Below are 21,414 nucleotides of genomic sequence, written 5' to 3'. Positions count from 1 at the left end.
GTACGCCTCGCGGCCTCTCCGGCACAGCCACGCGCCCCGCCGCCCCGGGGCGCGTGTCACGGCCGCGCGGCGGCTACGGGGACGGGCTCGCGGGCTCCGACGGTGCCGGGGCCGGCTCGCTGGGCGTGGGCGTCGGGGTCGGCGTGGGCGTGGGCTCGGGCGGCGTGGGGCTCGGGTCGGGGCCGCTGCCCTGGCCGACGCCCTGGATGGTGACCACCGATCCGGACGGTGCCACCGAGACGTGCGCCGTCCAGGGGCCGGCCGGCTCCAGGTCGTGATCGACGGACGCGGTGATCGTCAGCGACTCGCCCGGCCGCAGCTCGCCCGCGCTCTGGCTGAGCCGCAGCCACGGCGCGTCGGACGTCGCCGACCAGCGCACCGGGCTGCCGCCGGACGCGCTCAACGTGATCAGCGTCGTGTCCTCGCCCGGCTGGGCCGTCACCGTCAGGTGCCCGGGGGCGGGGGCGGGCCGGCTGGTGCCGGGCCCCGGGCGGTCGGTGCTCGGCGGCGTGGCCGGGCCCCGCGACGGCACGCGGTCGGTGGGGCGCGGGTCGCCGCGCCGCTCCTGCCGCGCGCGCTCCTCGGCGCGGTCCCGGTCGCCGGGCGAGCGCCGGCCCGCGTCGGCGTCGGGCTGGTTGCCCCGCGCGTGCCCCGCCTCCTCGTACGGCTGGCCGCCGAACTCGTCCCGCTCGGTCGCCGAGACCCCGCCGTTGGCCTGGCTCTCGCCGGTCAGCGGGGCGCCCCGGTAGGCGGCCCACAGCGCTAGCACCGGGGCGGCCACCACGGTCGCCACCACCGTCGTGGTGACCGCGCGGCTGCGCAGCCGCGCGCGCCGGGCCGCCCGGTCCTTCGGGTCGATCGGGAAGCCGCGCCGGTCGAACCGGGGCCAGGTGGCCGCGGCCCGCGTCGGCCGGCCGCGCAGCGCGCACTGCATCGCGGCGCACACCGCCGACCGCGGCGCCTCCAGGATCGGCAGCGCGGCCGGCGCCGCGGCCGTGCCCGGCCAGGGCCCGCCGGCCGTGGCGCGCTCGGCGGTCCTGCGGCACTGGCCGCAGTCGTCCACATGGCGGACGAGTTCGCGGCGCAGCGCCGCCGACAGCAGTACCTGCGCGTCGCCCGCGAGCCGCGAGACGGTGGGACAGCGGCCGAGTTCGACCACCGCGAGCGCCGCGCGGGTGCGCTCCACCTCGCAGGCGGCGCTGGCGATCAGCGCCCGGGTGTCGTCCGGGTCGAGCCCGATGACGGCCGCGACCTCGTGCGGCGAGAGCTGGTGGCGCACCGCGAGTTCGAGCGCCTCGCGCTGCTCGGGGGTGGTGCCGGCGGCCTCGGGCCAGGCGAGCGCGGCCAGGTCGCGGCGGCGCTGCGCGGGGGCGGTGGGGGCCTGTACGGGGTGCGCGGCACGGGTCGACCCGCCGCGCGGCGCGGCGCCGCCCGCCCGCGATTCGGCGAGCGCGCGCAGACAGGCCCAGCGGGCGAGCGCGTACAGCCACGGGCGGCGCAGCCCGAGGTCGGTGGCGGGGGACCGCTTGGCGTGCCCCGGGGCCCTGGCCCGCCCGGGTGGCACGGAGAGTTCGGGCGCCATGGGGGGTGTCATCGGCGGCGGCACGGTCATCTGGTGCGCCGGGTCCGCGCCGCTGTCCTTGGCCGTGAACCCGGCGGCCCGACCGCGCTGCCGCCGCCGCTCCGCGACCGCGAGCGCGTCACCGAGAGCGACGGTGGCGGCGTCGTGGTCGCACAGCACGGACAGGCAGTACGTGAACAGGCCGTCGAGGTAGGGCTCGTAACACGCGGGAGGGCGCTCGACGGCGGTACGGGGGGCGCGCGCGCCGCGTCGTTGTGCGCGGTGTGCGCCGGTGGGATGCGTGGGGTGCTCGGACCTGCTGCTCATCACCTGGCGACGGTAGGGGGATCACACCGGGTCACCCGCCTGCCACGGGGACCTTTAACTCGTACGGGTGACCATCTCCCTCGAAAGGGGACAAGATTCTCGCTTTACGTCATTCCCGGGGCCCGACCTTGACATATGCGTCTGGCCCGTTCGCTTTCCTTGGCTTTCGTTGGGCCCGCCCCCGCCCCAGCCCGGTTCCACCCACCCGGCCGGCCGGTCGCACGCCGTCGCCGCCCGACCGGAACCGGCGGGCGAGCCCCCGGACGCCTCGCACACCCGTTCCCCACCCGCCCCCACGTCGGTCTCGCCCCCCGTCCTGACCATCCCGCCGCCGGCTCGCGCCCCCGCGTCGGCCCCCTCCGGGCCGGGGAGTGTCAGACCGCACCGTTACGGTGATGCGCATGGCCACCCGTAGTACGCGCACGCCCGCCAAGGACCGCCCCTCCTACCGCTGTAGCGAGTGCGGCTGGACCACGGTCAAGTGGCTCGGCCGCTGCCCCGAGTGCCAGGCGTGGGGGACGGTCGAGGAGTTCGGCGCGGCCCCCGCGGTGCGCACGACGGCAGCCGGCCGGGTCACCACCGCCGCGCTGCCCATCGGCCAGGTGGACGGCCGGCAGGCGACGGCGCGCGGCACCGGCGTCGACGAGCTGGACCGGGTGCTCGGCGGCGGCCTGGTGCCCGGCGCGGTCGTGCTGCTCGCCGGCGAACCCGGCGTCGGCAAGTCCACGCTGCTGCTCGACGTGGCCGCCAAGGCCGCCTCCGAAACCCACCGCACGCTCTACATCACCGGCGAGGAGTCCGCGAGCCAGGTCAGACTGCGGGCCGACCGGATCGGCGCGCTCTCCGAGCACCTGTTCCTGGCCGCCGAGACCGACCTGTCCGCCGTCCTCGGCCACCTCGACACGGTCAAGCCCTCGCTGCTGGTCCTGGACTCGGTGCAGACCGTGGCCTCGCCCGAGATCGACGGCGCGCCCGGCGGCATGGCGCAGGTGCGCGAGGTCGCGGGCGCGCTGATCCGCGCGTCCAAGGAGCGCGGCATGGCCACGGTGCTGGTCGGCCACGTCACCAAGGACGGCGGCATCGCGGGCCCCCGGCTGCTGGAGCACCTGGTGGACGTGGTGCTCAGCTTCGAGGGCGACCGACACGCGCGGCTGCGCCTGGTACGCGGCATCAAGAACCGGTACGGGGCGACGGACGAGGTCGGCTGCTTCGAACTGCACGACGAGGGCATCACGGGCCTGGCCGACCCGTCGGGCCTCTTCCTCACCCGCCGCGCCGAGCCCGTGCCCGGCACCTGTCTGACCGTCACCCTGGAGGGCCGCCGCCCGCTGGTGGCCGAGGTGCAGGCGCTCACCGTGGACACCCAGATCCCCTCGCCCCGGCGCACCACGTCCGGCCTGGAGACCTCGCGCGTGTCCATGATGCTGGCGGTGTTGGAGCAGCGCGGCCGGATCAGCGCGCTCGGCAAGCGCGACATCTACAGCGCCACCGTGGGCGGCGTGCGACTCACCGAGCCCGCCGCCGACCTGGCCATCGCGCTCGCGCTGGCCAGCGCCGCCAGCGATACGCCGCTGCCGAAGAACCTGGTGGCCGTCGGCGAGGTGGGCCTCGCGGGCGAGGTCAGGCGGGTGACGGGGGTGCAGCGAAGGCTCTCCGAGGCGGCCAGGCTGGGCTTCACGCACGCGCTGGTGCCGGGCGACGCGGGGAAGATTCCGCCCGGTATGCGCGTGCTCGAAGTGGCCGACATAGGCGAGGCGCTGCGCGTTCTGCCGAAGCGACCGCGCCGCGAGGCGCCCCAGGCCCCCCGCGAGTCGCCCGAGCGCCGGTAGACTTTGCCCTGGTCTCGCCCGCACGCCCGTACGTACTCACCTCTACGTACATCTGGCAGGGCGGCCTGCGGCACCGACCAGATCTGGCGACGGAGGAGTGCAGTGGCAGCCAACGACCGGGCGACAGCTCCCGGCAGGGCCGGGGGAAGCTCCGGTTCCGATCGTCTGATGCGCGCCTCCCTCAGCGCGGTCGCGCCGGGCACGGCGCTGCGAGACGGCCTGGAGCGCATCCTCCGCGGCAACACGGGCGGACTGATCGTGCTGGGCATGGACAAGACCGTCGAGTCGATGTGCACCGGCGGCTTCGTCCTCGACGTCGAGTTCTCCGCGACCCGACTGCGCGAGCTGTGCAAGTTGGACGGCGCGCTGATCCTCGACAAGGACATCACCAAGATCGTGCGGGCGGGCGTGCAGCTCGTGCCCGACGCGTCGATCCCGACCGAGGAGACCGGCACCCGGCACCGCACGGCACAGCGGGTCTCCATCCAGGCGGGCTTCCCCGTGGTCTCGGTCAGCCAGTCGATGCGGCTGATCGCGCTGTACGTGGACGGCCAGCGCCGGGTCCTGGAGGACTCGGCCGCGATCCTGTCCCGGGCCAACCAGGCGCTGGCCACCCTGGAGCGGTACAAGCTCCGCCTCGACGAGGTCGCGGGCACGCTCTCGGCGCTGGAGATCGAGGACCTGGTGACGGTCCGCGACGTCACGGCCGTCGCCCAACGCCTGGAGATGGTCCGCCGGATCGCCACCGAGATCGCCGAGTACGTGGTGGAGCTGGGCACCGACGGACGGTTGCTCTCCCTCCAGTTGGACGAGCTGATCGCCGGCGTCGAGCCGGAGCGCGAGCTGGTCGTCCGGGACTACGTACCGGAACCGACGGCCAAGCGCTCCCGCACGGTCGCCGACGCGCTCGCCGAACTCGACGCGCTCACCCACCCCGAACTCCTCGAACTGCCCATCGTCGCCCGCGCGTTGGGCTACAGCGGCTCCCCCGAGACACTCGACTCCGCGGTCTCCCCGCGCGGTTACCGCCTGCTGGCCAAGGTGCCCCGGCTGCCCGGCGCCATCATCGAGCGCCTGGTGGAGCACTTCGGCGGCCTCCAGAAGCTGCTGGCCGCCAGCGTGGACGACCTCCAGATGGTCGACGGCGTCGGCGAGGCCCGCGCCCGCTCGGTCCGCGAGGGCCTCTCCCGCCTGGCGGAGTCCTCGATCCTGGAACGGTACGTGTAGCTCGCCGCTGGGCCGCTCGCGCGCTGGGTTAGTGGCCTGACCTGTCGTCTTCGGGCTGCCCTCGGGGGCCTTTGGCGGGGTTCCTCTGTGGGCCCTGGCGGGGTTCTGTGGGGGGTTCCCCTGTGGGCTTTGGCGAGGGTCTGTGGTGGGGTTCCCCCCTGTGGGCTCTGGTGGGGGTCCGTGGCGGGGTTCCTCTGTGGGCTCTGGTGGGGGTTCGTGGCGGGGTGCCCGGGTGTTGGTCTTCTGGTGGTGGGGCGTTGGTGGCTCTCTCCTGGCGGGGGGCGCTTGTCCCTCTGTGGGGGCTTCGGGGTGTTGTGCTGGCGGCGGTTGCCCGCTGGCCCCGGGGCGTCTCGGGCTGCGTGGGGGCTTGGGGATCGTGGGGGCTCGGGGTTCGTGGGGATTCAGGGTTCGTGGGGGCTCGGGATGCGTGGGGCTCGGTGCTCGCTGCCGTCGGTGGTGTCGCCGGGCCCTGTTGTGGTGTGGCTGGGGCTGGTCGCCGTCGCGGCGAAACGTAGGGCACTGAGTAGTGGTGGGCCCTCCCTGTCCTCGGGCGAGACCAAGGGCCCCTGAGCGGCGGGCCCTCTCCCCTTCCGGGTGCGAGAGGTTCAGTTCCGGCGACATGGCCCCCTCCCCCAGCCTCGGAACGCCGGGGCGACGAGCGTCGCTGCGAGGAACGGGGTGGCCTCCTCGCCCGGGGGGCTCGTCGTCCCGAGGGCGGAATGTCCGCTGGTGGCGGGCGGCGGCTCAGGGTTGCGCGTAGCACCGGGGTACGACGCTCGTACGGCTCGGGTGCCATCGGAGGGCCCGGCCGTCCCCCCGTCGGCTGACCTCGAATCACCGTCAGGGCCGATGTGCGGCGGCCTCGTTCGCGGTCAGGATGGGGCCATGTCGATCGCGACCGTCCCCGCTCCCGCCTCGGTGCTGGCTCCAGCGCCCCGGTGGGCCCGGCGCTGCGCGCACGCCATCGCGTTGTGCGCCGTCCCCTCCGGGCTGTGGCGCGTCGCCATGGCGTTCGGGGTCTACGTCGGCTACAGCGACCGGGTGCTGCGCGAGGAGTTCGCCATCCCGGGCTGGGGTATCGCCTACGTCCTCGGCCTGTCCCTGCTCATCGAGGCGGCGGCCCTCCTCCCACTGTTGCTGGTCAGCGAGCGGCGGCGGGTCCGGCACCCGCGGGCGCTCGCCGCGCTGGCCTGGAGCGCGTCGGCGGCCCTGGTGCTGGGGGCGATATCCCAGCTCGTGGTCGCCTGCACCGTGCAGAGCCAGACGCTGATGACCAGCGAGACGGCCGAGGCCGTCTGGGCCGTGGCCTCCGCCCCACTGTTCGCGATACCCGTCCTGATGACCGCGGTGACCTGGTCGTACGCCCAACGGCTGCGGGCCGCCGAACCGCGCGACCGGGTGGCGTAGCACGCGTCGCGGCTCCGCCGCGGCCGTCGCCGGGCGGGTTGGCGGGTCGCCGGGCGGGGTGGTGGGCTGATGGGCCGGCGGGTCGGCGGGGTGGCGGGTCGGCGGGGTGGCGGGCCGGCGGGGTGGCGGGCCGGCGGGGCGGTGGGCCGGCGGGGCGGTGGGCCGGCGGGCCTATGCCAGGTACGCCGCCCGCTCGGGCGGCACCGCGTGGGCGAAGCCCTCGCCGCGCGCCCAGCGCCGCACCTCGTCGACCGCCACCGCCGCGAGCCGGCGCAGCTCCGTGCCCTGGGAGCCGGCGATGTGCGGGGTGAGCAAGGCGTTCTCACAGGTCCACAGGGGGTGGTCGGGCGGGAGTTGGTCGGGTTCGGTGACGTCGAGCACGGCTCTGACGCGGCCCGCGAGCAACGCCTCGGTCAGCGCCTGCTGGTCCACCACCGCGCCGCGCGCCGTGTTGATCAGGGTCGCGTCCGGGCGGAGCGCGGCGAGGAGTTCGCGGCTGACCAGGCCGCGTGTCTCGGGCAGCAGCGGCGTGTGCACGCTCACCACGTCGCTGACAGCGAAGAGTTCGGGGAGGTCGACGGCGCGGGCGCCGAGGGCGGCGGCCTGTTCGGCGCTCACGTACGGGTCGTAGAGGAGGACGTGCAGATCGTGCGGACGGAGGAGTTCGATGACGCGGCGGCCGGTGAGGGAGGCGCTGAGGATACCGACGGTGCGCTGGTAGTTGCCCTGTTCGGGGCCCGCGTACTGCCAGTGCTCGCGGGCGCGGGCGGCGCGGTAGGCGCGGGCCGACTCCAGGACGCCCTTGTTGGCGAGCAGGATCATGGCGAGCGTGTACTCGGCCACCGGGAGTGCGTTGGCCCGCGCGGCGGACGAGACCTCGATACCGCGCCGCCAGCAGGCGGCGCCGACGTGGCCGCGTACCGAGCCGGCGGTGTGCACGATGGCCCGCAGGCGGGGCGCGGCGGCGAGTACCCGCTCGTCGATGGGCGGGCACCCCCAGCCGGTGATGAGCAACTCGGTGTCGGCCAGCACCCGGCGGGCCCGTTCGGTGGTGAAGTCGGCCAGGGCGGGCGGCGGGACCAGGTCGGTGAGTTCGGCGAGGGCGGCCAGCGCCGTGGCGTCAAGCACGCCGTCGGCCGCCTCGGGCGCCATCGCGAGCGCGGCGCGCGGTCGTACGGTGTCGGCGGGGCGCCCGGTGGACGCGTGGGCGGTCTGCATGGGGCTCCGGTCTCCTGCTCTCGCGCGGGCCGGTCGGCGGGGCCGGCGCCGCCAGATCGTACGGGTCGCCACCGCCGGCCGGCCCGCGCGACGCCGACCGTCCGGCCCGGCGCCGGCCGAGGGCGAGCGCCAGGCGGCGGGCCGCCGGTCGAACGGGGGTGCCGCCGGACGTAGGCGTGGCCCTGGCCGGGGGCGCGGCACCCGGGCCGGGTGGCGGCCACGGGGGGCGGGTCGGCTCACCGAGCGAGCCGGCCTACCGAGCGGGGCGGCGCGCCGGGCGCGTGGTGCGCCCGGCGGGCGGGGCGGAGGGGTGGGGAGGGGCGGGGGCGGGGGGGAAGCCCCCCGTCAGTCCTTGGCCAGGACGAACGAGACGCGGGCCGTGCCGAGGCCGTCCACCTTGGCCTCGACCAGGTAGGTGCCGGCCGGCGCGGACTGGACGCCGGAGGGGGTCGCGCAGTTCTTCTGCGTGGTCTTGCGGTCCCACTCCACGGTGCGCTTGATCGCGTCGTCGCCCGGCACCCGCACCAGCGAGACGGCGCTGCCGCGCGGGCAGTCGTCCGAGGCCCAGATGTGGTCGTCCGCCGCGTCCGTGATGGTGAGCGAGGCCGACGCACGGCCGAGGTCCACCTTGCAGGCGCCGTCGCCGCGGTTCTTCACGGCCAGCTCGAACTTCGGCTTGTCGCCGGGCTCGTAGGAGTTCTTGAGGCTGCGCAGCGTCAACTCCACCGTGCCTGCCTCGCAGTCGGCCAGCGTCGAGTCGGACGGTTCCAGGGCGCCGTTGCCGACGCCGAGGCCGCCGGCCGCGCCGGTGGTGCCGCTGCCGCCCGAACCGCCCGTGCCACCCGAGCCGCCGGCGTTGCCGCCGGAGCCGCCCGTGCCGCCGCTGCCGCCCGTACCACCGGAGCCACCACTGTCGCCGGTGCCGCCGGAGTCACCGGTGCCGCCGGTTTCCTTCTCGTCGTCCGACTCGTCGCGTCCGCCCGGCCGTTGTTCGTTGACGGGCCCGGACGAGGACGGCCCCGGCGTGATGGTGCTGGCCGTGTTACCGCCGTTGGCGCCCTTGGCGTCGTCCTTGCCACCGCCGTCGTCGCCACCCAGGCCCACGGCCCAGATGACGAGGAGGACGAGCAACGCGACCAGGGACAGCGCAACTGCCCTCCGCCGCCAGTAGATGGAGGAAGGGAGCGGACCGATCGGATTGCGCAGAGATCCCACGCGGAAACTCTACGAGAGATCCGTTAGGAGACCCGCCAGTACCCGCCGCATTCCGGGCCGACTTTTCTCATCATCTGCCCGGAGACGGCTTTCCGGGCGCACTTTTTCGCGCACCGGGCCCCTCGCGATCCGTGACGCCGACCGCCCGACGGCTTCCGTACGGGTTCCGTACAGGTTCCGTACGACGTGCCCCGGGCCGGCGCGGGTGGCCCGTACGGCCCTCGCGGCTCACCCGGCCGCCCGGCGCGGGCCGTTTCGTCGCGAGCCGGGGGCGTGCCAGGATCGTTGGTGCTATGACTGCCACGCCCGCGCCATCCGTCGAAGCCTCGCAGCCCGCCGAGTGCGCCCCCGAGTCCGCCGAGCACGCCCCCCAGACGCCGCAGCCCGCGCACCCGCCGCGGCCGGCAGCCGCCGCCCGCGCCGCCGAGCCGCAGGCCACCGCCCACGCCGCGGCGACGCCCGCCGTGGCTCCGGCCGACGCGCCCGCCTCGGCCGCCGCCCTGCACACCGCCGTCAACGCCTGGTTCGAGACGCACGCCCGCGACCTGCCCTGGCGGCGGCCCGAGGCCGGGCCGTGGGGGGTGATGGTCAGCGAGTTCATGCTCCAGCAGACGCCGGTGAACCGTGTGCTGCCGGTCTACGAGCAGTGGCTGGCCCGCTGGCCGCGCCCCGCCGACCTGGCCGCCGAGCCGCCCGGCGAGGCGGTGCGCGCCTGGGGCCGGCTCGGCTACCCGCGCCGCGCGCTGCGGCTGCACGCCGCCGCGTCGGCGATAAGGGAGCGGCACCTGGGCGACGTACCGCGCGAGCACGCGCAGCTCCTCGCGCTGCCCGGGGTCGGCGAGTACACCGCGGCGGCCGTGGCCTCCTTCGCGTACGGGCAGCGCCATCCGGTGCTCGACACGAACGTGCGCCGGGTCTTCGCGCGGGCCGTCACCGGCAAGGAGTACCCGCCGAACGCGACCACCGCCGCCGAACGCAGGCTCGCGCGCTCGCTGCTCCCCGCCGACCAGGCCACCGCCGCGCGCTGGGCCGCGGCGACGATGGAGCTGGGCGCGCTGGTGTGCACCGCGCGCTCGCCCGAGTGCGGCCGGTGCCCGATCGCCGAGCGGTGCGCCTGGAAGCTGGCGGGATCGCCGGCGTACGAGGGGCCGCCGCGCCGCGGCCAGACGTACGCCGGCACCGACCGGCAGGTGCGCGGCAAGCTGCTCGCGGTGTTGCGGGAGGCGACCTCGCCCGTGCCGCAGGCGGAGCTGGACCGGGTGTGGCACGAGCCGGTGCAGCGGGCCAGGGCGCTGGACGGGTTGGTGGCCGACGGTCTCGTCGAGCCGCTCGCCGGCGGCGTCTACCGACTCCCCCAGACCTGAGCCCACGGCCGACCGGGCCCGCGTCCCCTTCCCCTACTGGGCCCACGCCCCCTCGCCCACAGCCCCGCACCCACCCACCGGGCCCACGCCCCTCACCCGCGCCGCGCCCGCCGGCCGGCCCGCCGGCCACGCCCGCCGGCCGACCGCCACCGCAGCCCGCCACAACCGGCCGCCGCACCCGCCCCCCGTGGCGCAACCCGCCACACCACAGCCCGCCCCGGCGCCACCCGCCCCGGCACCATCTGCCACAGCCCCGCCCGCCCCCGCCCCGCCCGGGGCGGGTAGCCCGGGGCGGCGCTGCGTAGGGCGGCGGGAGCGTTCCGTGAGCTGTGGGGCGCTTCGCGGCCGTTGTTACACAACCTATGGGTAGCTGTGCACGGACGGCGGTGCTGGCGTACGGAATGCCGCAACAGCGCCTCCGTAGGTTCCTCGGTAACAGGCCACATGACCAGTGGCGTGACGTGGGGAACACCGGGGAATGGAGGCTGCGCTATGGCCAGCAGCGGCGAGGTACTGGACTTCGAGGACTACGTTCGCAACCGGCAGGACGCCCTGCTGCGCAGCGCCCGTCGGCTGGTCCCGGACCCGATCGAGGCCCAGGACCTCCTCCAGACCGCGCTGGTGCGCACCCTCGGCCGCTGGGACGGGATCGCCGACAAGTCGCTCGCCGACGCCTACCTGCGCCGTGTCATGATCAACACGCGTACGGAGTGGTGGCGGGCCCGCAAGCTGGACGAGGTGCCCACCGACGAGTTGCCGGACGCGCGAGTCGAGGACGGGACCGAGCAGCACGCGGACCGGGCTTTGCTGATGGACATCCTGTCCTGCCTGGCGCCGAAGCAGCGCAGCGTCGTCGTCCTGCGACACTGGGAGCAGATGAGCACCGAGGAGACCGCGGAGGCGCTGGGCATGTCGACCGGCACCGTCAAGAGCACGTTGCACCGTGCTCTGGCACGGCTGCGCCAGGAGTTGGAGAGCCGTGACCTGGACGCCGTCGCGCTGGAGCGCGCCGAGCGGCGGGGCACGAGCGAGCCGGCCAGCGCAGCCAGCGCAGCCACCACCGTCCCCGCGGCCCGCGGCCCGCGAGCCGGCGCGGACGCCCGGGTGAACGGCGGCCCCGGCGTCGCCCGCCCCGCCGCCGCCCGCACGCAGGCCGCCGCCGCCCGTACGCAGCCCGCGGCCACCCGTACGCGGTCCGCCGCCCGCCCCCAGACCGGCGCGCCGGCCCTCCCCCAGGCCGGCGCCCGCCGTCCCGCGGTCGCCGCCCCGGCGCCCGCCGTGGCCCGCCCGGCGACCCACGCCGTCCCGCTCGGTGGCGTGGTGCGTCAGCGGCAGCCGCTGGGTGAGCGCCCGGGCCGTGCCCCGGAGCGGGCCGCCGCCCGCGTCGAGCGCCCCATGGGCCCCGTCGGCGCCGTGCACCCCACCGGCACCGTCAGCCCGGTCAGTGCCGTGGGCCCCGTCGGCGCGGTCAGTGCCGCCCCCGGGCACGGCCACAAGGACCGCCGCGAGCGCCACGATCGGGGGCAGGCCAGGTGCGCGGCCTGAGCAAGGCGGCTCCCAGCAGAACAGCCCTGTTCACCGGGGGTGCGGTCGCGGCGCTCGCCGCGACCGTCGGCCTGGTGTTGGCAGGGTGCAACTCCGCCAGCGATGGCGTGCGCAAGGAAGGTCAGGCGCAGCGGGACACGGTGACGCGCGAGTCGAAGCCGTCCGCGGTGCCGTCGATGGAGGCGTCCCCGGTCAAGGTGGACGCCGTCGCGCTGGTCAAGAGCGATCCGAAAGTGAACGCCGACCTGAAGCGGAACCTCAAGCCCTGCGTCAAGAACGAGTACCCGGTCGACGTCAGCTACGGCAAGCTGACCGGCGCCTCCACGACCGATGTCGTGGTCAACGTCATGACCTGCGGCGACGGCTTTGGCATCGGCTCGTACGTGTACCGCAAGAGCGGCCAGGACTACGAGAACGTCTTCCTGGCCGAGCAGGCGCCGGTCTATATCGACATCGAGAAGAGCGAACTGCGCGTCACCCAGCAGGTCTACGACTCCGGTGATGCGCTGTGCTGCCCATCGGGCGAGGATGTCATCCACTACCGCTGGTCCGACGAACGGTTCATCGAGACCGGGCGCACGCACACGGACTTCAACAAGACCGTGGAAGACGACGACGCGGACGACGACGAGTTGCCCAGTGACGACGGAACGGAAGGCTGACGGCGACCGTGGCGGAAACACATGTGCTCTTCGTCGAGGACGACGACGTGATCCGCGAGGCCACCCAGCTCGCGCTGGAGCGGGACGGCTTCGTCGTGACGGCGGCGCCCGACGGGCTGACGGGCCTGGAGCGGTTCCGGGCCAACCGGCCGGACATCGCCCTGCTCGACGTGATGGTGCCGGGCCTGGACGGGGTGAGTCTGTGCCGGCGGATACGCGATGAGTCCACCGTCCCGGTGATCATGTTGTCGGCGCGTGCCGACAGCATCGACGTGGTGCTCGGCCTGGAGGCCGGCGCCGACGACTACGTGACCAAGCCGTTCGACGGCGCCGTCCTCGTCGCCCGCATCCGGGCCGTGCTGCGCCGCTTCGGCCACGCCAGCGGGCCCGGCGGCGCGAACGGCGCGCCGCCCTCCGACGCGGCGCCCGTCGAGGGGCCGCTGCGCTTCGGCGACCTGGAGGTGAACCCGGAGGGTATGGAGGTCCGCAAGGCCGGCACGCCGGTGGCGCTGACGCCGACCGAGATGCGGCTGCTCCTGGAGTTCTCGGCGGCCCCGGGCACCGTCCTCTCCCGCGACCGGTTGCTTGAGCGCGTGTGGGACTACGGCTGGGGTGGCGACACCCGGGTCGTGGACGTCCACGTGCAGCGGCTGCGCGGCAAGATCGGCCAGGACCGGATCGAGACGGTCCGCGGCTTCGGCTACAAGCTCAAGGGCTGACGTGGCGAGGCTCGCGTTCCGTACCGGGTTGCGCTGGAAGGTCAGCCTGGCCATCGCCTGTGTCGGCGCCCTGATCGCCACCTCGCTCAGCCTCGTCGTCCACAACGCGGCCCGCGCGTCCATGCTCGACAACAGCCGCGACGTGATGGACGACCGCGTCCAGGCCGCGCAGCGGTTCTACGAGTCCACCCGCCGGCTGCTGTTCCAGGCCAAGATCGACGACCCCGACCTGCCCGAGCAGCTCAAGGAGGAGGCGGCGCGCGGCCTGCGGGCCACCTACCTCCAGGACAACGGTTCCGGCGCGCCCGAGGTGTGGGCCTCGGTGCCGGTCAGCAACGGCCGGGTGCTGTCGGTGCACGGCCAGTTCCAGGACCGCTTCGCCGTCCTGGACGAGTTGGACCGGGTCCTGGTGGTCGGCTCGCTCGCCGTCGTGCTCGGCGGCGTCGCGCTCGGCGTCCTCATCGGCGACCAGCTCTCACGCCGGCTGCGCAAGGCCGCGGCGGCGGCCCGCAAGGTCGCCGAGGGCGACGGCGACATCCGGGTACGGGACCAGATCGGCGGCCGGGTACGGGACGAGACCGACGAGCTGGCCGGCGCGATCGACAGCATGGCCGACGCGCTGCGGCAGCGCCTTGAGGCCGAGCGCCGGGTCACCGCCGACATCGCGCACGAGCTGCGCACCCCCGTCACCGGTCTGCTCACCGCCGCCGAACTACTGCCGCCGGGCCGCCCGACCGAACTCGTACGCGACCGCGCCCAGGCGATGCGGACGCTGGTCGAGGACGTGTTGGAGGTGGCCAGGTTGGACGGCTTCGCGGAGCGCGCGGAGCTGGAGGACATCGCGCTCGGCGAGTTCGTCGCGCGCCGGGTACGGATGGTGGCGCCGGAGGCGCGGATCTCGGTCGTACGGGACGCGTACGTGACCACCGACCCGCGCCGGCTGGAGCGGATCATCGGCAACCTGCTGGCGAACGCGGCCAAGCACGGCAAACCGCCGTTCGAGGTCACCGTCGAGGGCCGGATGATCCGAGTCCGCGACCACGGGACCGGCTTCCCCGAGGAACTGCTCAAGGAGGGCCCGAGCCGCTTCCGCACCGGCGCCAGCGACCGCGCCGGCAAGGGCCACGGCCTCGGCCTGACCATCGCCCAGGGCCAGGCCCGGGTCCTCGGCGCCCGGCTCACCTTCCGCAACGCGGAGCCGACCGCGGAGGGCGCGGAGGGCGCGGTCGCGGTGCTGTGGCTACCGGACTCCGCGCCGACCAACACGGGCAGCTTCCCGATCATCCACGTACCGGACTGAGCGGCGGCCGGGGCGCCCGCCGGCCGGGCCGGAACGGGTACGCGCCGGGGCCGGTGCGCGCAAAGCCAACGGATTCGGCGCGCACGGCCAAGTACAGCGCGCCGCCCCGCTGCGACGGTGGGCCGTGCCGGGCGAGTCCGCCCGGCACAGGCTCAGTTCGGAAGGATGTCGCACACCATGCGCATGAGTTCCGCCCTTCGCGCCGTCGCCCTCTCGGGGGCGCTCCTGGCCACCCCGCTGGCCGTGCCGGCGGCACAGGCCGCGCCCGCCCCGACCACTCCCGCCCCGACCCTGCCGGTGCCGACGTCCCCCGGGGCGTCGTTCGCCTGTGCGACCGCGCACCACAACTACGACACCGGCAGCGGCAAGACCACGGCCAAGACGGCACGCCGCTCCGGCCCGTACCGATCCTGCACGAACTGGGGCTCGGTCAACCGGGGCACCAAGCTCTGGTACCACTGCTACACCACCGGCACCGTCGTGGACGGCAAGAACCGCTGGACCTGGGCGCGAATCGACAACACGGACAAGGCCGGCTGGTTCACCGCCGCCTATCTCGACGACGGCGGCGCGACGAAGCACTGCTGACCTGGGCTCCCGCCCCGGGTGGGGGTGGCGCGCTCGGACCGTGCCGCCGCCCGCACCCGGCCGACCGGCGGCCACGCGACCGCCGCGCGTGCGGACCACGCGGACCCGCGGCGAGCTACCCCGGGGCCGGGTAGGGGCGCCACCCCCGGGTGGCAGGTGTGACAGGTGGGGCCCTTCGCCCGCGTCGCGTACCGCTCGGCGGCCCGGCGTGCGCACACTGGCACTCCCCGCACGCGAGGAGAGGACACTCACGCCATGCCCCCAGTGATCGCCGTCAGTGGAGCGACCGGCCGCATCGGCGGCCTGGTCGCCCGCCGGCTCGCCGACGCCGGTGTCGAGCAGCGCCTGCTCGGCCGCGACCCGTCCAAGCTGCCCGAGCTGCCGGGAGCGGTCGCCGCGCCGCCCGCCGAGTACGGGGACGCGGAGGCGATGCGGGCCGCCGTCGACGGCGCGGACACGCTGTTCCTGGTGTCGGCCCGGGAGAGCGCCGACCGGGTGCGCGAGCACATCACCGCCGTGGACGCGGCGGTGGCGGCGGGCGTGGAGCGGATCGTGTACGTGTCGTTCCAGGGCGCCGCGCCCGACGCCACGTTCACCTTCGCCCGCGACCACTGGCACACCGAGCGCCACATCCGTGGCCTGGGCGTGCCGTTCACGTTCCTGCGCGACAGCTTCTACCTCGCCGCGTTCCCCGCGATGACCGGTGCCGACGGCGTGATCCGCGGACCGGCCGGCAGCGGCCGGGTCGCGGCCGTGGCCCACGAGGACGTGGCCAGCGTCGCCGCCGCCGTGCTGACCGCCACCGACGGCAGGCACGACGGCGTCACCTACGACGTGACGGGCCCGGCCGCGCTCACCCTCGCCGAGGTCGCCGACGAACTGAGCCGCGCGACCGGACGCGAGGTGCGCTACGTCGCCGAGACGCAGGAGGAGGCGTACGCGTCCCGGGCCGGCTACAACGCCGCGGCCTGGGAACTCGCGGGCTGGGTCAGCTCGTACGAGGCGATCGCCAGCAACGAGATGAGCGCCGTCTCCGACGTCGTCCCCCGGCTCACCGGCAGCCCCGCCCGCTCCCTGGCCGACTACCTGCGCGAGCACCCGAACAGCCTGCGGCACCTCCTGCCCGGCGCCTGAGCCGACGGGACGCCCCGGCCCCGTGTGCGCCGGGAGCCGCGGCCGTACGAACGACGAAAACCCCCGCCGACGCGCTGGGCGCGCGCTGGCGGGGGCCTGTCGTGGCGATGGACTCAGGCGCCGAAGTCGCCGGCCTTGACGCCCGCGACGAAGGCGGACCAGGCCGACACGTCGAAACGCAGCGCGGGGCCGTGCGGGTCCTTGCTGTCACGGACGGGGACGGCGCCGGTGGCCACAACACGGCTGGGCGCCCACTCGACACAGTTGCCTTGGCCGCCGCTGTAGGACGACTTCACCCAAACCTGCTCCGTCATGACGAGAACTCCTCAGCGGTAGCGATTCGATGATGGTCAGACGCCGAAGTCGCCAACCTTGACGCCTGCGACGAAGGCGGACCAGGCCGACACGTCGAAGTGCAGCGCGGGGCCGTGCGGGTCCTTGCTGTCACGGACCGGGACGGCGCCGGTGGCGGCGACGCGGCCGGGGGCCCACTCAACGCACTCGCCTTGGCCGCCGCTGTAGGACGACTTCACCCAAACCTGCTCCGTCATGACGAGAACTCCTCAGCGGTGGCGGTTCGATGGACGATCGAGCACTCGACCTTGCGGGGCGAGGCGCTACCGATCGTAGGACGCAAGGGGATCGTTGCCAGCTCCCATGACGAAAACCCCCGCCGACGCGCTGGGCGCGCGCTGGCGGGGGCCTGTCGTGGCGGTGGGATCAGGCGCCGAAGTCGCCGGCCTTGACGCCCGCGACGAAGGCGGACCAGGCCGACACGTCGAAGTGCAGCGCGGGGCCGTGCGGGTCCTTGCTGTCACGGACCGGGACGGCGCCGGTGGCGGCGTGGCCAGGGGCCCACTCGATGCAGTTGCCGCCTTCGCCGCCGCTGTAGGACGACTTCACCCAAACCTGTTCCCTCATGACGAGAACTCCTCAGCGATGCGACGGATGAGCTGGACCGAGCGCTCTGGCGAGAGGGCCAAGGCCCGCAGCCGATCGTACGTCGCGCCAGCGTGGCGGAGGGAGTCCGGGTCGTCGGCCAGATACCCCTGCCCGAACGCCTCGCTGTACACCTTGGGTTCGGGCTCGTCTCGGTCCAGGAGGATGAACGAGACACTGACTGCCGGAGCACCGGCGTCGTTCGGCAACACCTGCACGTTCACATGAGGTGAACTGGCCTCGTCCGCAAGGCGTGTGAGCTGTTCGGCCATGATCTCGCGACTGCCCACCGGGACGCGCAGTACGGCCTCGTGGACGATCATCCACAGGAGTGGGGGCGCTTCCCGCTTCATGATCTCCTGCCGCGACAGGCGTGCCTCCACCCGGGCCGCGATCTCGGCGTCTGTCTCCCGCGGGTGAGCCGCCCGGAACAGCGCCTCCGCATAGCGGGGAGTCTGCACCAAGCCCATGACGAACACGTTGGAGTAATCGGCGATCGATCGCGCCGTCTTCTCGATCTCGACGTACGGAAGGAACCAGGCCGGATGCCCGCGTCGGCTGACTCGCTCCCGCAGCCGGGCGAAGTAGCCGCTGGTCTTGAACACCCGATCACACGTCTCGGCGAACTGCCCGGAGCCGAGGAGTCTTCCGCCTTCCACCTGAGCCACGTACGTACGGTCGTAGGCGGCCTCCGTGGCGAGTTGCAACTGGGTCATCCCGGCGTGCTCGCGAGCGTGGCGCACCTCACTCCCGAAGAACCCTACGGCGCCCTGGGATTGGCCTTCCTCACACTCCATGCTGAGCCCTTCCGTCGCGCGGCCAGTTCGCGTGTCGGCCTCACCTCCGGCCGCTCGCCCACCGACCGTACGGAGAGCGGCGAGCGACTGTAAGGGATTGATCACCATTGGTGATCGTCTGATCGAACGCTGACCGATCGACCGCCCCCGCGTCACCCAGCGCTGCCGCAAACGCGCCAAATCCGTTCAACAAAAGCGACCTGTACACGCCATTTACCTATAGGGTGACCTGCGACGGAGCCATCTTTTGGCACGTCAAGACCGTTATAGCGATGGCCGGAACCAGGCCGTCGAGTGTTCAGGGGGACATCACCACATGCGTTCCATACGCACGCACTCAGCAGATTCCGCAGATCCCGCAGGTTCCGCCGATTCCACGGAGCCGACCCAGCCCGCCGCGTCCGGGCGTGCGCGCCGGGCCCTGCCCAAGGCGCTGGTGGCGGTCGCGCTGCCGCTGGCGCTGATGACGGGCGGCACCGCCGGCGCGGTGGCCAGCCCGGTGGGCGACGGCGACCGGCCCGGCGCGGGCCAGGCTCGGACCAGCGACCAGAGTGGCGTCGCGCCGAGCGCGGGCTACCGGTTCAGCGCCGACCAGGGCCGCTTCCTGACCAAGGCCGGCACGGCGCCGAAGGCGCTGCGCCACATCCGGGGCACGGCCACCGACTTCACCGTCCTGAAGGGCACCGGCGGCGACGGCCCGACCCTGGCCGGTACGACGCTGGCCGGCAACACCGACAGCACGTCGGCGCGCGCGGCCTGGGCCGCCAACGACGAGTTCGTGGATCTGTCGTGGCCCGGCGTGACCGGCGCCGCCCCGTACCAGGTCTTCCGTGACGGTGAGCTGATCGCCACCACGCGCGGCACCAGCCTGCGTGACACCCAGGCGCGCCCGGGGGCCGCCAGCGAGTACCGCGTCACGACCACGGCCAAGGCGCCGGCGAGCGAGTGGACGGACAGCGAGCGGGCCGCGTTCCGCAAGAGCGGCGAGGCGCCGCTCAACGGCCACACCTGGAGCCTGAACGTCCAGGTGCCGACGGACTCGCAGCCGGCCGCCCTGGAGCGGGCCGCGCTGGCGGCGGAGGCCAAGGCCAAGAAGTACCACTCGACGACCATCCGCTACCGCACCTTCATCCGCAGCAAGTGGGTCACGGCGCCGGTGGGTTGCAAGTACACCAAGGGTTACAAGTACGCGGGCGACAACCGTGGCTTCAGCAAGGCGGACAGCAAGAGCCACCGCACCGACCTGACCGGCACGGTGTACTGGAACGGCGGTTCCTCGTGGGGTGCGCACATCGGCACCACGCACGTCTACAAGACGAATGGAAAGTTCGTCGCGAAGAAGACCGCGAGCAAGAAGAAGATGTCTTTCCGCGTGATGTCGCAGAACTCGAAGTCGGCTCAGGTGCGCGGTATCACCGAGGCCGGTAACCCGTATTGCGGCGTCGGCAGCATTTCCGGTTACTACAACGCCCGGATCAGCCGCAGCGGCGACTTCTACATCTCCGGTCGGCACAAGCGGATGCCCGACCACGAGATCATCATCAGCGGATTCACCCGGTCCCCGATGAAGACGTACACGAAGTTCCTGCACACGTCCAAGCAGGCCAGCCCGGCCTGCCTGTTCAAGCCGGCCTGCCCCGCGGCTACGATTGGCAACAACGGCGGATACTGACGGCGGTCGCTGACGGAATCGCGCGGTAGGAAAGCCGTCCGTCCGACGCCCTGACGATAGGCACGACCCATGAGCGCACCCCCGGCCAAGGCAACCGCGTACGCCATAGCGGCGACGTTCGTTCCCTGGGCGGTGGGTGCGCTCCTGTCGTTCGTCCTGATCTACGCCGGCGGCTACCCCGACGACGAGGGCGAAAGCTCCTGGGAGACGTTCTCCGGCGACTGGCTCAGCGGCTGGGCGCTGGCCTTCCCGGTGCTCGCCGCGCTGCTCGTCGGCGTGCTCGCGTGGGCCCGGCCGACGCCGCACCGGTGGCTGGTCGCGACCCGCAACACGGTCGTGTACGCGGGCGTGCTGCTGGTCGTCAGCGTGATCCGGTTCCTGTCCGACGGGGCGGGCGAGGCCGTGGACTACGCCTTCGTCACGCTGCTCATCGCGCTGTTCACGCTCCAGTTGCCGCTGTGCGCGGCGCTGTCCGCGGGCCTCGCGGGCCCGCTACGGATCGTGACCGAGACCGAAGCCGACGACACGGACGCCGGCCCCGGCGCTGACGTCGCGGGGGAGCCCGCGGCGCGTTAGCGCGCGCACGCGAGCGGCGGCCGGTCTCCGTGGAGACCGGCCGCCGCTCGCGTCGTTCCGGGTGATCAGCCCACGTGCGCGCCGTGGCCGCGCAGGAAGCCCAGCGGCTCGATGCCGGAGCCGTAGTTCGGGCCGGTGCGGACCTCGAAGTGCAGGTGGGGGCCGGAGGAGTTACCGGTGTTGCCGGAGAGGCCGATCGCCTGGCCCCGGTCCACGGTCTGGCCCACGTTCACCTTGATCTTCGAAAGGTGCGCGTACTGGGTGTACGTCTGGCCCTTGTGCTTGATCACGATGGCGTTGCCGTAGGCCGGGCCGTCGCCGCCGCCGTTGGGGCCGGCCTTGATCACGGTGCCGCCGTGCACGGCCTTGACCGAGGTGCCGACGGAGACGGCGAAGTCCTGGCCGGAGTGGCCGTGGGCCCAGCGGTCACCGCCGGCCGCGAACGGAGCGCTCAGCGGCGCGTCGCCGACTGGAGCGATCCAGGAGGAGGCGTTCAGCGGGGTGCGCTTGGAGCGGTCGGCGCGCTTGGCCTTGCCGTGCCCCTTGTCCCGCTTGTCGGCCTTCTTCGCGGCCTTCTTCTTGCCGTGCTTCTCGTCCTGCTTCTTGTCCTGCTTCTTGTCCTTCTGAGCGGCCTCGGCCTGTGCCTTGGCCTGCGCCTGAATCGACTTCTCCAGCGAACCGGCCGAAGCCACGGCGAACACGTCGGACTGCGGGGTCGCTGCCAGCGCCACCCCGGTCCCCAGCGCGAGCGAGCCGCCCAGCCCCACGGCCAGTACGGCGGCGCGGGTGCGCAGGACCGACTTGTTCGCGTGGGTGGCCTTGGTGTGCTGCGTCATACGGAACTACCTCCGGGGAAATCCAGGAAATGAATTGATCCCGACTTTGAATCGTCTGCGTTCGCCGGGATCGCCCTACCTTGGTAACCCGGAAGCGAAATCCTGCCAAGGGGGGTCCCACTCGCGTTCCTACTATCCGATCTCGTAGCGAAAGCCAGGGAAATTCGACCCTTCCCGGCCGGGGATGATCACCCGTAAAGACCATTCGGAGGGCCCACGAGAGGCATCGGGAACGCACCCGTGACCGTCACACCGGGCATTTCCCGGGGTTTTTCCGCGCCGACTCCCCGGTGGCGGAACGGCCCGGGCCCGGCCCTCGCGAAAGGCCCGGCCCCGACGGGCCGAAAGTCCCGAGCGGCCCCCACCGCTGCCCGCTATCGCGCCTAGTAGGCCGAAAGGGGCCTGTGCCCCATGTCACCGGGCAGGCCACCGCCCACCGCCCCACCCGGGCCTGGTGACCTGGGCATTGGCCTGCCCGCCCCGGGACCAACGGCCCCC

General features: G+C 73.8%; 19 protein-coding genes and 1 pseudogene. 12 read left to right on the top strand and 8 right to left on the bottom strand.

Annotated features, from left to right (window positions below; all coding sequences use genetic code 11):
• Positions 1-73: 73 nt before the first annotated feature.
• Positions 74-1,888, bottom strand: coding sequence for a BACON domain-containing protein (locus AC3CHW_RS19015; protein WP_488467239.1), 1,815 nt, complete (start codon positions 1,886-1,888; stop codon positions 74-76).
• A gap of 401 nt (positions 1,889-2,289) precedes the next feature.
• On the opposite strand from AC3CHW_RS19015, the gene radA reads away from it, so the two are divergent.
• The 3 genes from radA to AC3CHW_RS19000 all read left to right on the top strand — a co-directional run bounded on the left by radA (position 2,290) and on the right by AC3CHW_RS19000 (position 6,351).
• Positions 2,290-3,717 carry a DNA repair protein RadA gene (radA, locus tag AC3CHW_RS19010; protein WP_187089915.1) on the top strand — a complete coding sequence of 476 codons (1,428 nt, stop codon included), beginning with the start codon at positions 2,290-2,292 and terminating at the stop codon, positions 3,715-3,717.
• 102 nt (positions 3,718-3,819) lie between these two features.
• Positions 3,820-4,944, top strand: coding sequence for a DNA integrity scanning diadenylate cyclase DisA (gene disA / locus AC3CHW_RS19005; RefSeq protein WP_176162463.1), 1,125 nt, complete (start codon positions 3,820-3,822; stop codon positions 4,942-4,944).
• A gap of 885 nt (positions 4,945-5,829) precedes the next feature.
• A complete protein-coding gene (locus tag AC3CHW_RS19000; protein WP_488467238.1) occupies positions 5,830-6,351 on the top strand; it encodes a hypothetical protein in 522 nt (173 codons plus the stop codon).
• 171 nt (positions 6,352-6,522) lie between these two features.
• Here AC3CHW_RS19000 and AC3CHW_RS18995 read toward each other — a convergent pair whose 3' ends face one another.
• Both AC3CHW_RS18995 and AC3CHW_RS18990 read right to left on the bottom strand, forming a co-directional pair.
• On the bottom strand, positions 6,523-7,569 hold the full coding sequence (locus AC3CHW_RS18995) for a hydroxyacid dehydrogenase (protein ID WP_488467237.1): 1,047 nt from the start codon (positions 7,567-7,569) through the stop codon (positions 6,523-6,525).
• Between the two features lie 345 nt (positions 7,570-7,914).
• The gene (locus AC3CHW_RS18990) at positions 7,915-8,784 is read right to left on the bottom strand and encodes a hypothetical protein (protein ID WP_488467236.1); all 870 of its coding nucleotides are present in this window, start codon (positions 8,782-8,784) and stop codon (positions 7,915-7,917) included.
• 293 nt (positions 8,785-9,077) lie between these two features.
• On the opposite strand from AC3CHW_RS18990, the gene AC3CHW_RS18985 reads away from it, so the two are divergent.
• The 7 genes and pseudogenes from AC3CHW_RS18985 to AC3CHW_RS18955 all read left to right on the top strand — a co-directional run bounded on the left by AC3CHW_RS18985 (position 9,078) and on the right by AC3CHW_RS18955 (position 16,096).
• Positions 9,078-10,148 (top strand): HhH-GPD family protein, encoded by a 1,071-nt coding sequence (locus tag AC3CHW_RS18985; RefSeq protein WP_488467235.1) that lies wholly within the window; start codon positions 9,078-9,080, stop codon positions 10,146-10,148.
• 492 nt (positions 10,149-10,640) lie between these two features.
• A pseudogene (locus AC3CHW_RS18980) lies at positions 10,641-11,288 on the top strand (SigE family RNA polymerase sigma factor); the annotation flags it as partial.
• Positions 11,289-11,680: 392 nt separating this feature from the next.
• Positions 11,681-12,355, top strand: coding sequence for a hypothetical protein (locus tag AC3CHW_RS18975; protein WP_398608025.1), 675 nt, complete (start codon positions 11,681-11,683; stop codon positions 12,353-12,355).
• Positions 12,356-12,363: 8 nt separating this feature from the next.
• Complete coding sequence (gene cseB, locus AC3CHW_RS18970) at positions 12,364-13,074, top strand: two-component system response regulator CseB (protein ID WP_381166532.1); 711 nt, start codon at positions 12,364-12,366, stop codon at positions 13,072-13,074.
• A gap of 1 nt (position 13,075) precedes the next feature.
• Positions 13,076-14,374: a two-component system sensor histidine kinase CseC gene (gene cseC, locus AC3CHW_RS18965; protein WP_187061863.1), complete on the top strand. Its 1,299-nt coding sequence runs from the start codon at positions 13,076-13,078 to the stop codon at positions 14,372-14,374.
• Positions 14,375-14,557: 183 nt separating this feature from the next.
• Positions 14,558-14,962 carry a hypothetical protein gene (locus AC3CHW_RS18960; protein ID WP_488467234.1) on the top strand — a complete coding sequence of 135 codons (405 nt, stop codon included), beginning with the start codon at positions 14,558-14,560 and terminating at the stop codon, positions 14,960-14,962.
• Between the two features lie 255 nt (positions 14,963-15,217).
• Entirely contained in the window at positions 15,218-16,096 is an 879-nt protein-coding gene (locus tag AC3CHW_RS18955) for an NmrA family NAD(P)-binding protein (protein ID WP_488467233.1), read from the top strand.
• A 113-nt stretch (positions 16,097-16,209) separates the two neighbouring features.
• Here AC3CHW_RS18955 and AC3CHW_RS18950 read toward each other — a convergent pair whose 3' ends face one another.
• The 4 genes from AC3CHW_RS18950 to AC3CHW_RS18935 form a co-directional block, all read right to left on the bottom strand.
• Positions 16,210-16,410 carry a DUF397 domain-containing protein gene (locus tag AC3CHW_RS18950; protein ID WP_398608028.1) on the bottom strand — a complete coding sequence of 67 codons (201 nt, stop codon included), beginning with the start codon at positions 16,408-16,410 and terminating at the stop codon, positions 16,210-16,212.
• A 36-nt stretch (positions 16,411-16,446) separates the two neighbouring features.
• The gene (locus tag AC3CHW_RS18945) at positions 16,447-16,647 is read right to left on the bottom strand and encodes a DUF397 domain-containing protein (RefSeq protein WP_488467232.1); all 201 of its coding nucleotides are present in this window, start codon (positions 16,645-16,647) and stop codon (positions 16,447-16,449) included.
• A gap of 169 nt (positions 16,648-16,816) precedes the next feature.
• Positions 16,817-17,017, bottom strand: a complete 201-nt coding sequence (locus AC3CHW_RS18940) for a DUF397 domain-containing protein (RefSeq protein WP_398608030.1) — start codon at positions 17,015-17,017, stop codon at positions 16,817-16,819.
• Positions 17,014-17,832 (bottom strand): helix-turn-helix domain-containing protein, encoded by an 819-nt coding sequence (locus AC3CHW_RS18935; RefSeq protein WP_398608031.1) that lies wholly within the window; start codon positions 17,830-17,832, stop codon positions 17,014-17,016. Before AC3CHW_RS18935 ends, AC3CHW_RS18940 begins: the two co-directional genes overlap by 4 nt.
• Positions 17,833-18,148: 316 nt before the next feature.
• On the opposite strand from AC3CHW_RS18935, the gene AC3CHW_RS18930 reads away from it, so the two are divergent.
• Together AC3CHW_RS18930 and AC3CHW_RS18925 are read left to right on the top strand one after the other, a co-directional pair.
• On the top strand, positions 18,149-19,504 hold the full coding sequence (locus AC3CHW_RS18930; protein WP_488467231.1) for a hypothetical protein: 1,356 nt from the start codon (positions 18,149-18,151) through the stop codon (positions 19,502-19,504).
• A 69-nt stretch (positions 19,505-19,573) separates the two neighbouring features.
• Entirely contained in the window at positions 19,574-20,080 is a 507-nt protein-coding gene (locus AC3CHW_RS18925; RefSeq protein ID WP_488467230.1) for a hypothetical protein, read from the top strand.
• 65 nt (positions 20,081-20,145) lie between these two features.
• Here the strand turns inward: AC3CHW_RS18925 and AC3CHW_RS18920 are convergent, their stop codons facing one another.
• On the bottom strand, positions 20,146-20,916 hold the full coding sequence (locus tag AC3CHW_RS18920) for a M23 family metallopeptidase (protein ID WP_187086963.1): 771 nt from the start codon (positions 20,914-20,916) through the stop codon (positions 20,146-20,148).
• Between the last annotated feature and the right edge of the window lie 498 nt (positions 20,917-21,414).

Source organism: Streptomyces sp. MGP-BFMKR1 (genome assembly GCF_057766585.1).
The sequence above is the reverse complement of the archived record's forward strand: the minus strand, read 5'-3'. Positions and strand labels throughout refer to the sequence as shown.

Bases quoted from the DNA above. Each gene is read 5' to 3' on its own strand.
- AC3CHW_RS18945 (WP_488467232.1), bottom strand. From the start codon at position 16,647: ATGACGGAGCAGGTTTGGGTGAAGTCGTCCTACAGCGGCGGCCAAGGC.
- AC3CHW_RS18950 (WP_398608028.1), bottom strand. From the start codon at position 16,410: ATGACGGAGCAGGTTTGGGTGAAGTCGTCCTACAGCGGCGGCCAAGGC.
- AC3CHW_RS18985 (WP_488467235.1), top strand. From the start codon at position 9,078: ATGACTGCCACGCCCGCGCCATCCGTCGAAGCCTCGCAGCCCGCCGAG.
- AC3CHW_RS18925 (WP_488467230.1), top strand. From the start codon at position 19,574: ATGAGCGCACCCCCGGCCAAGGCAACCGCGTACGCCATAGCGGCGACG.
- AC3CHW_RS18960 (WP_488467234.1), top strand. From the start codon at position 14,558: ATGAGTTCCGCCCTTCGCGCCGTCGCCCTCTCGGGGGCGCTCCTGGCC.
- AC3CHW_RS18955 (WP_488467233.1), top strand. From the start codon at position 15,218: ATGCCCCCAGTGATCGCCGTCAGTGGAGCGACCGGCCGCATCGGCGGC.
- AC3CHW_RS18930 (WP_488467231.1), top strand. From the start codon at position 18,149: ATGCGTTCCATACGCACGCACTCAGCAGATTCCGCAGATCCCGCAGGT.
- radA (WP_187089915.1), top strand. From the start codon at position 2,290: ATGGCCACCCGTAGTACGCGCACGCCCGCCAAGGACCGCCCCTCCTAC.
- AC3CHW_RS18940 (WP_398608030.1), bottom strand. From the start codon at position 17,017: ATGAGGGAACAGGTTTGGGTGAAGTCGTCCTACAGCGGCGGCGAAGGC.
- AC3CHW_RS19000 (WP_488467238.1), top strand. From the start codon at position 5,830: ATGTCGATCGCGACCGTCCCCGCTCCCGCCTCGGTGCTGGCTCCAGCG.
- AC3CHW_RS18995 (WP_488467237.1), bottom strand. From the start codon at position 7,569: ATGCAGACCGCCCACGCGTCCACCGGGCGCCCCGCCGACACCGTACGA.
- AC3CHW_RS19015 (WP_488467239.1), bottom strand. From the start codon at position 1,888: ATGAGCAGCAGGTCCGAGCACCCCACGCATCCCACCGGCGCACACCGC.
- AC3CHW_RS18935 (WP_398608031.1), bottom strand. From the start codon at position 17,832: ATGGAGTGTGAGGAAGGCCAATCCCAGGGCGCCGTAGGGTTCTTCGGG.
- AC3CHW_RS18920 (WP_187086963.1), bottom strand. From the start codon at position 20,916: ATGACGCAGCACACCAAGGCCACCCACGCGAACAAGTCGGTCCTGCGC.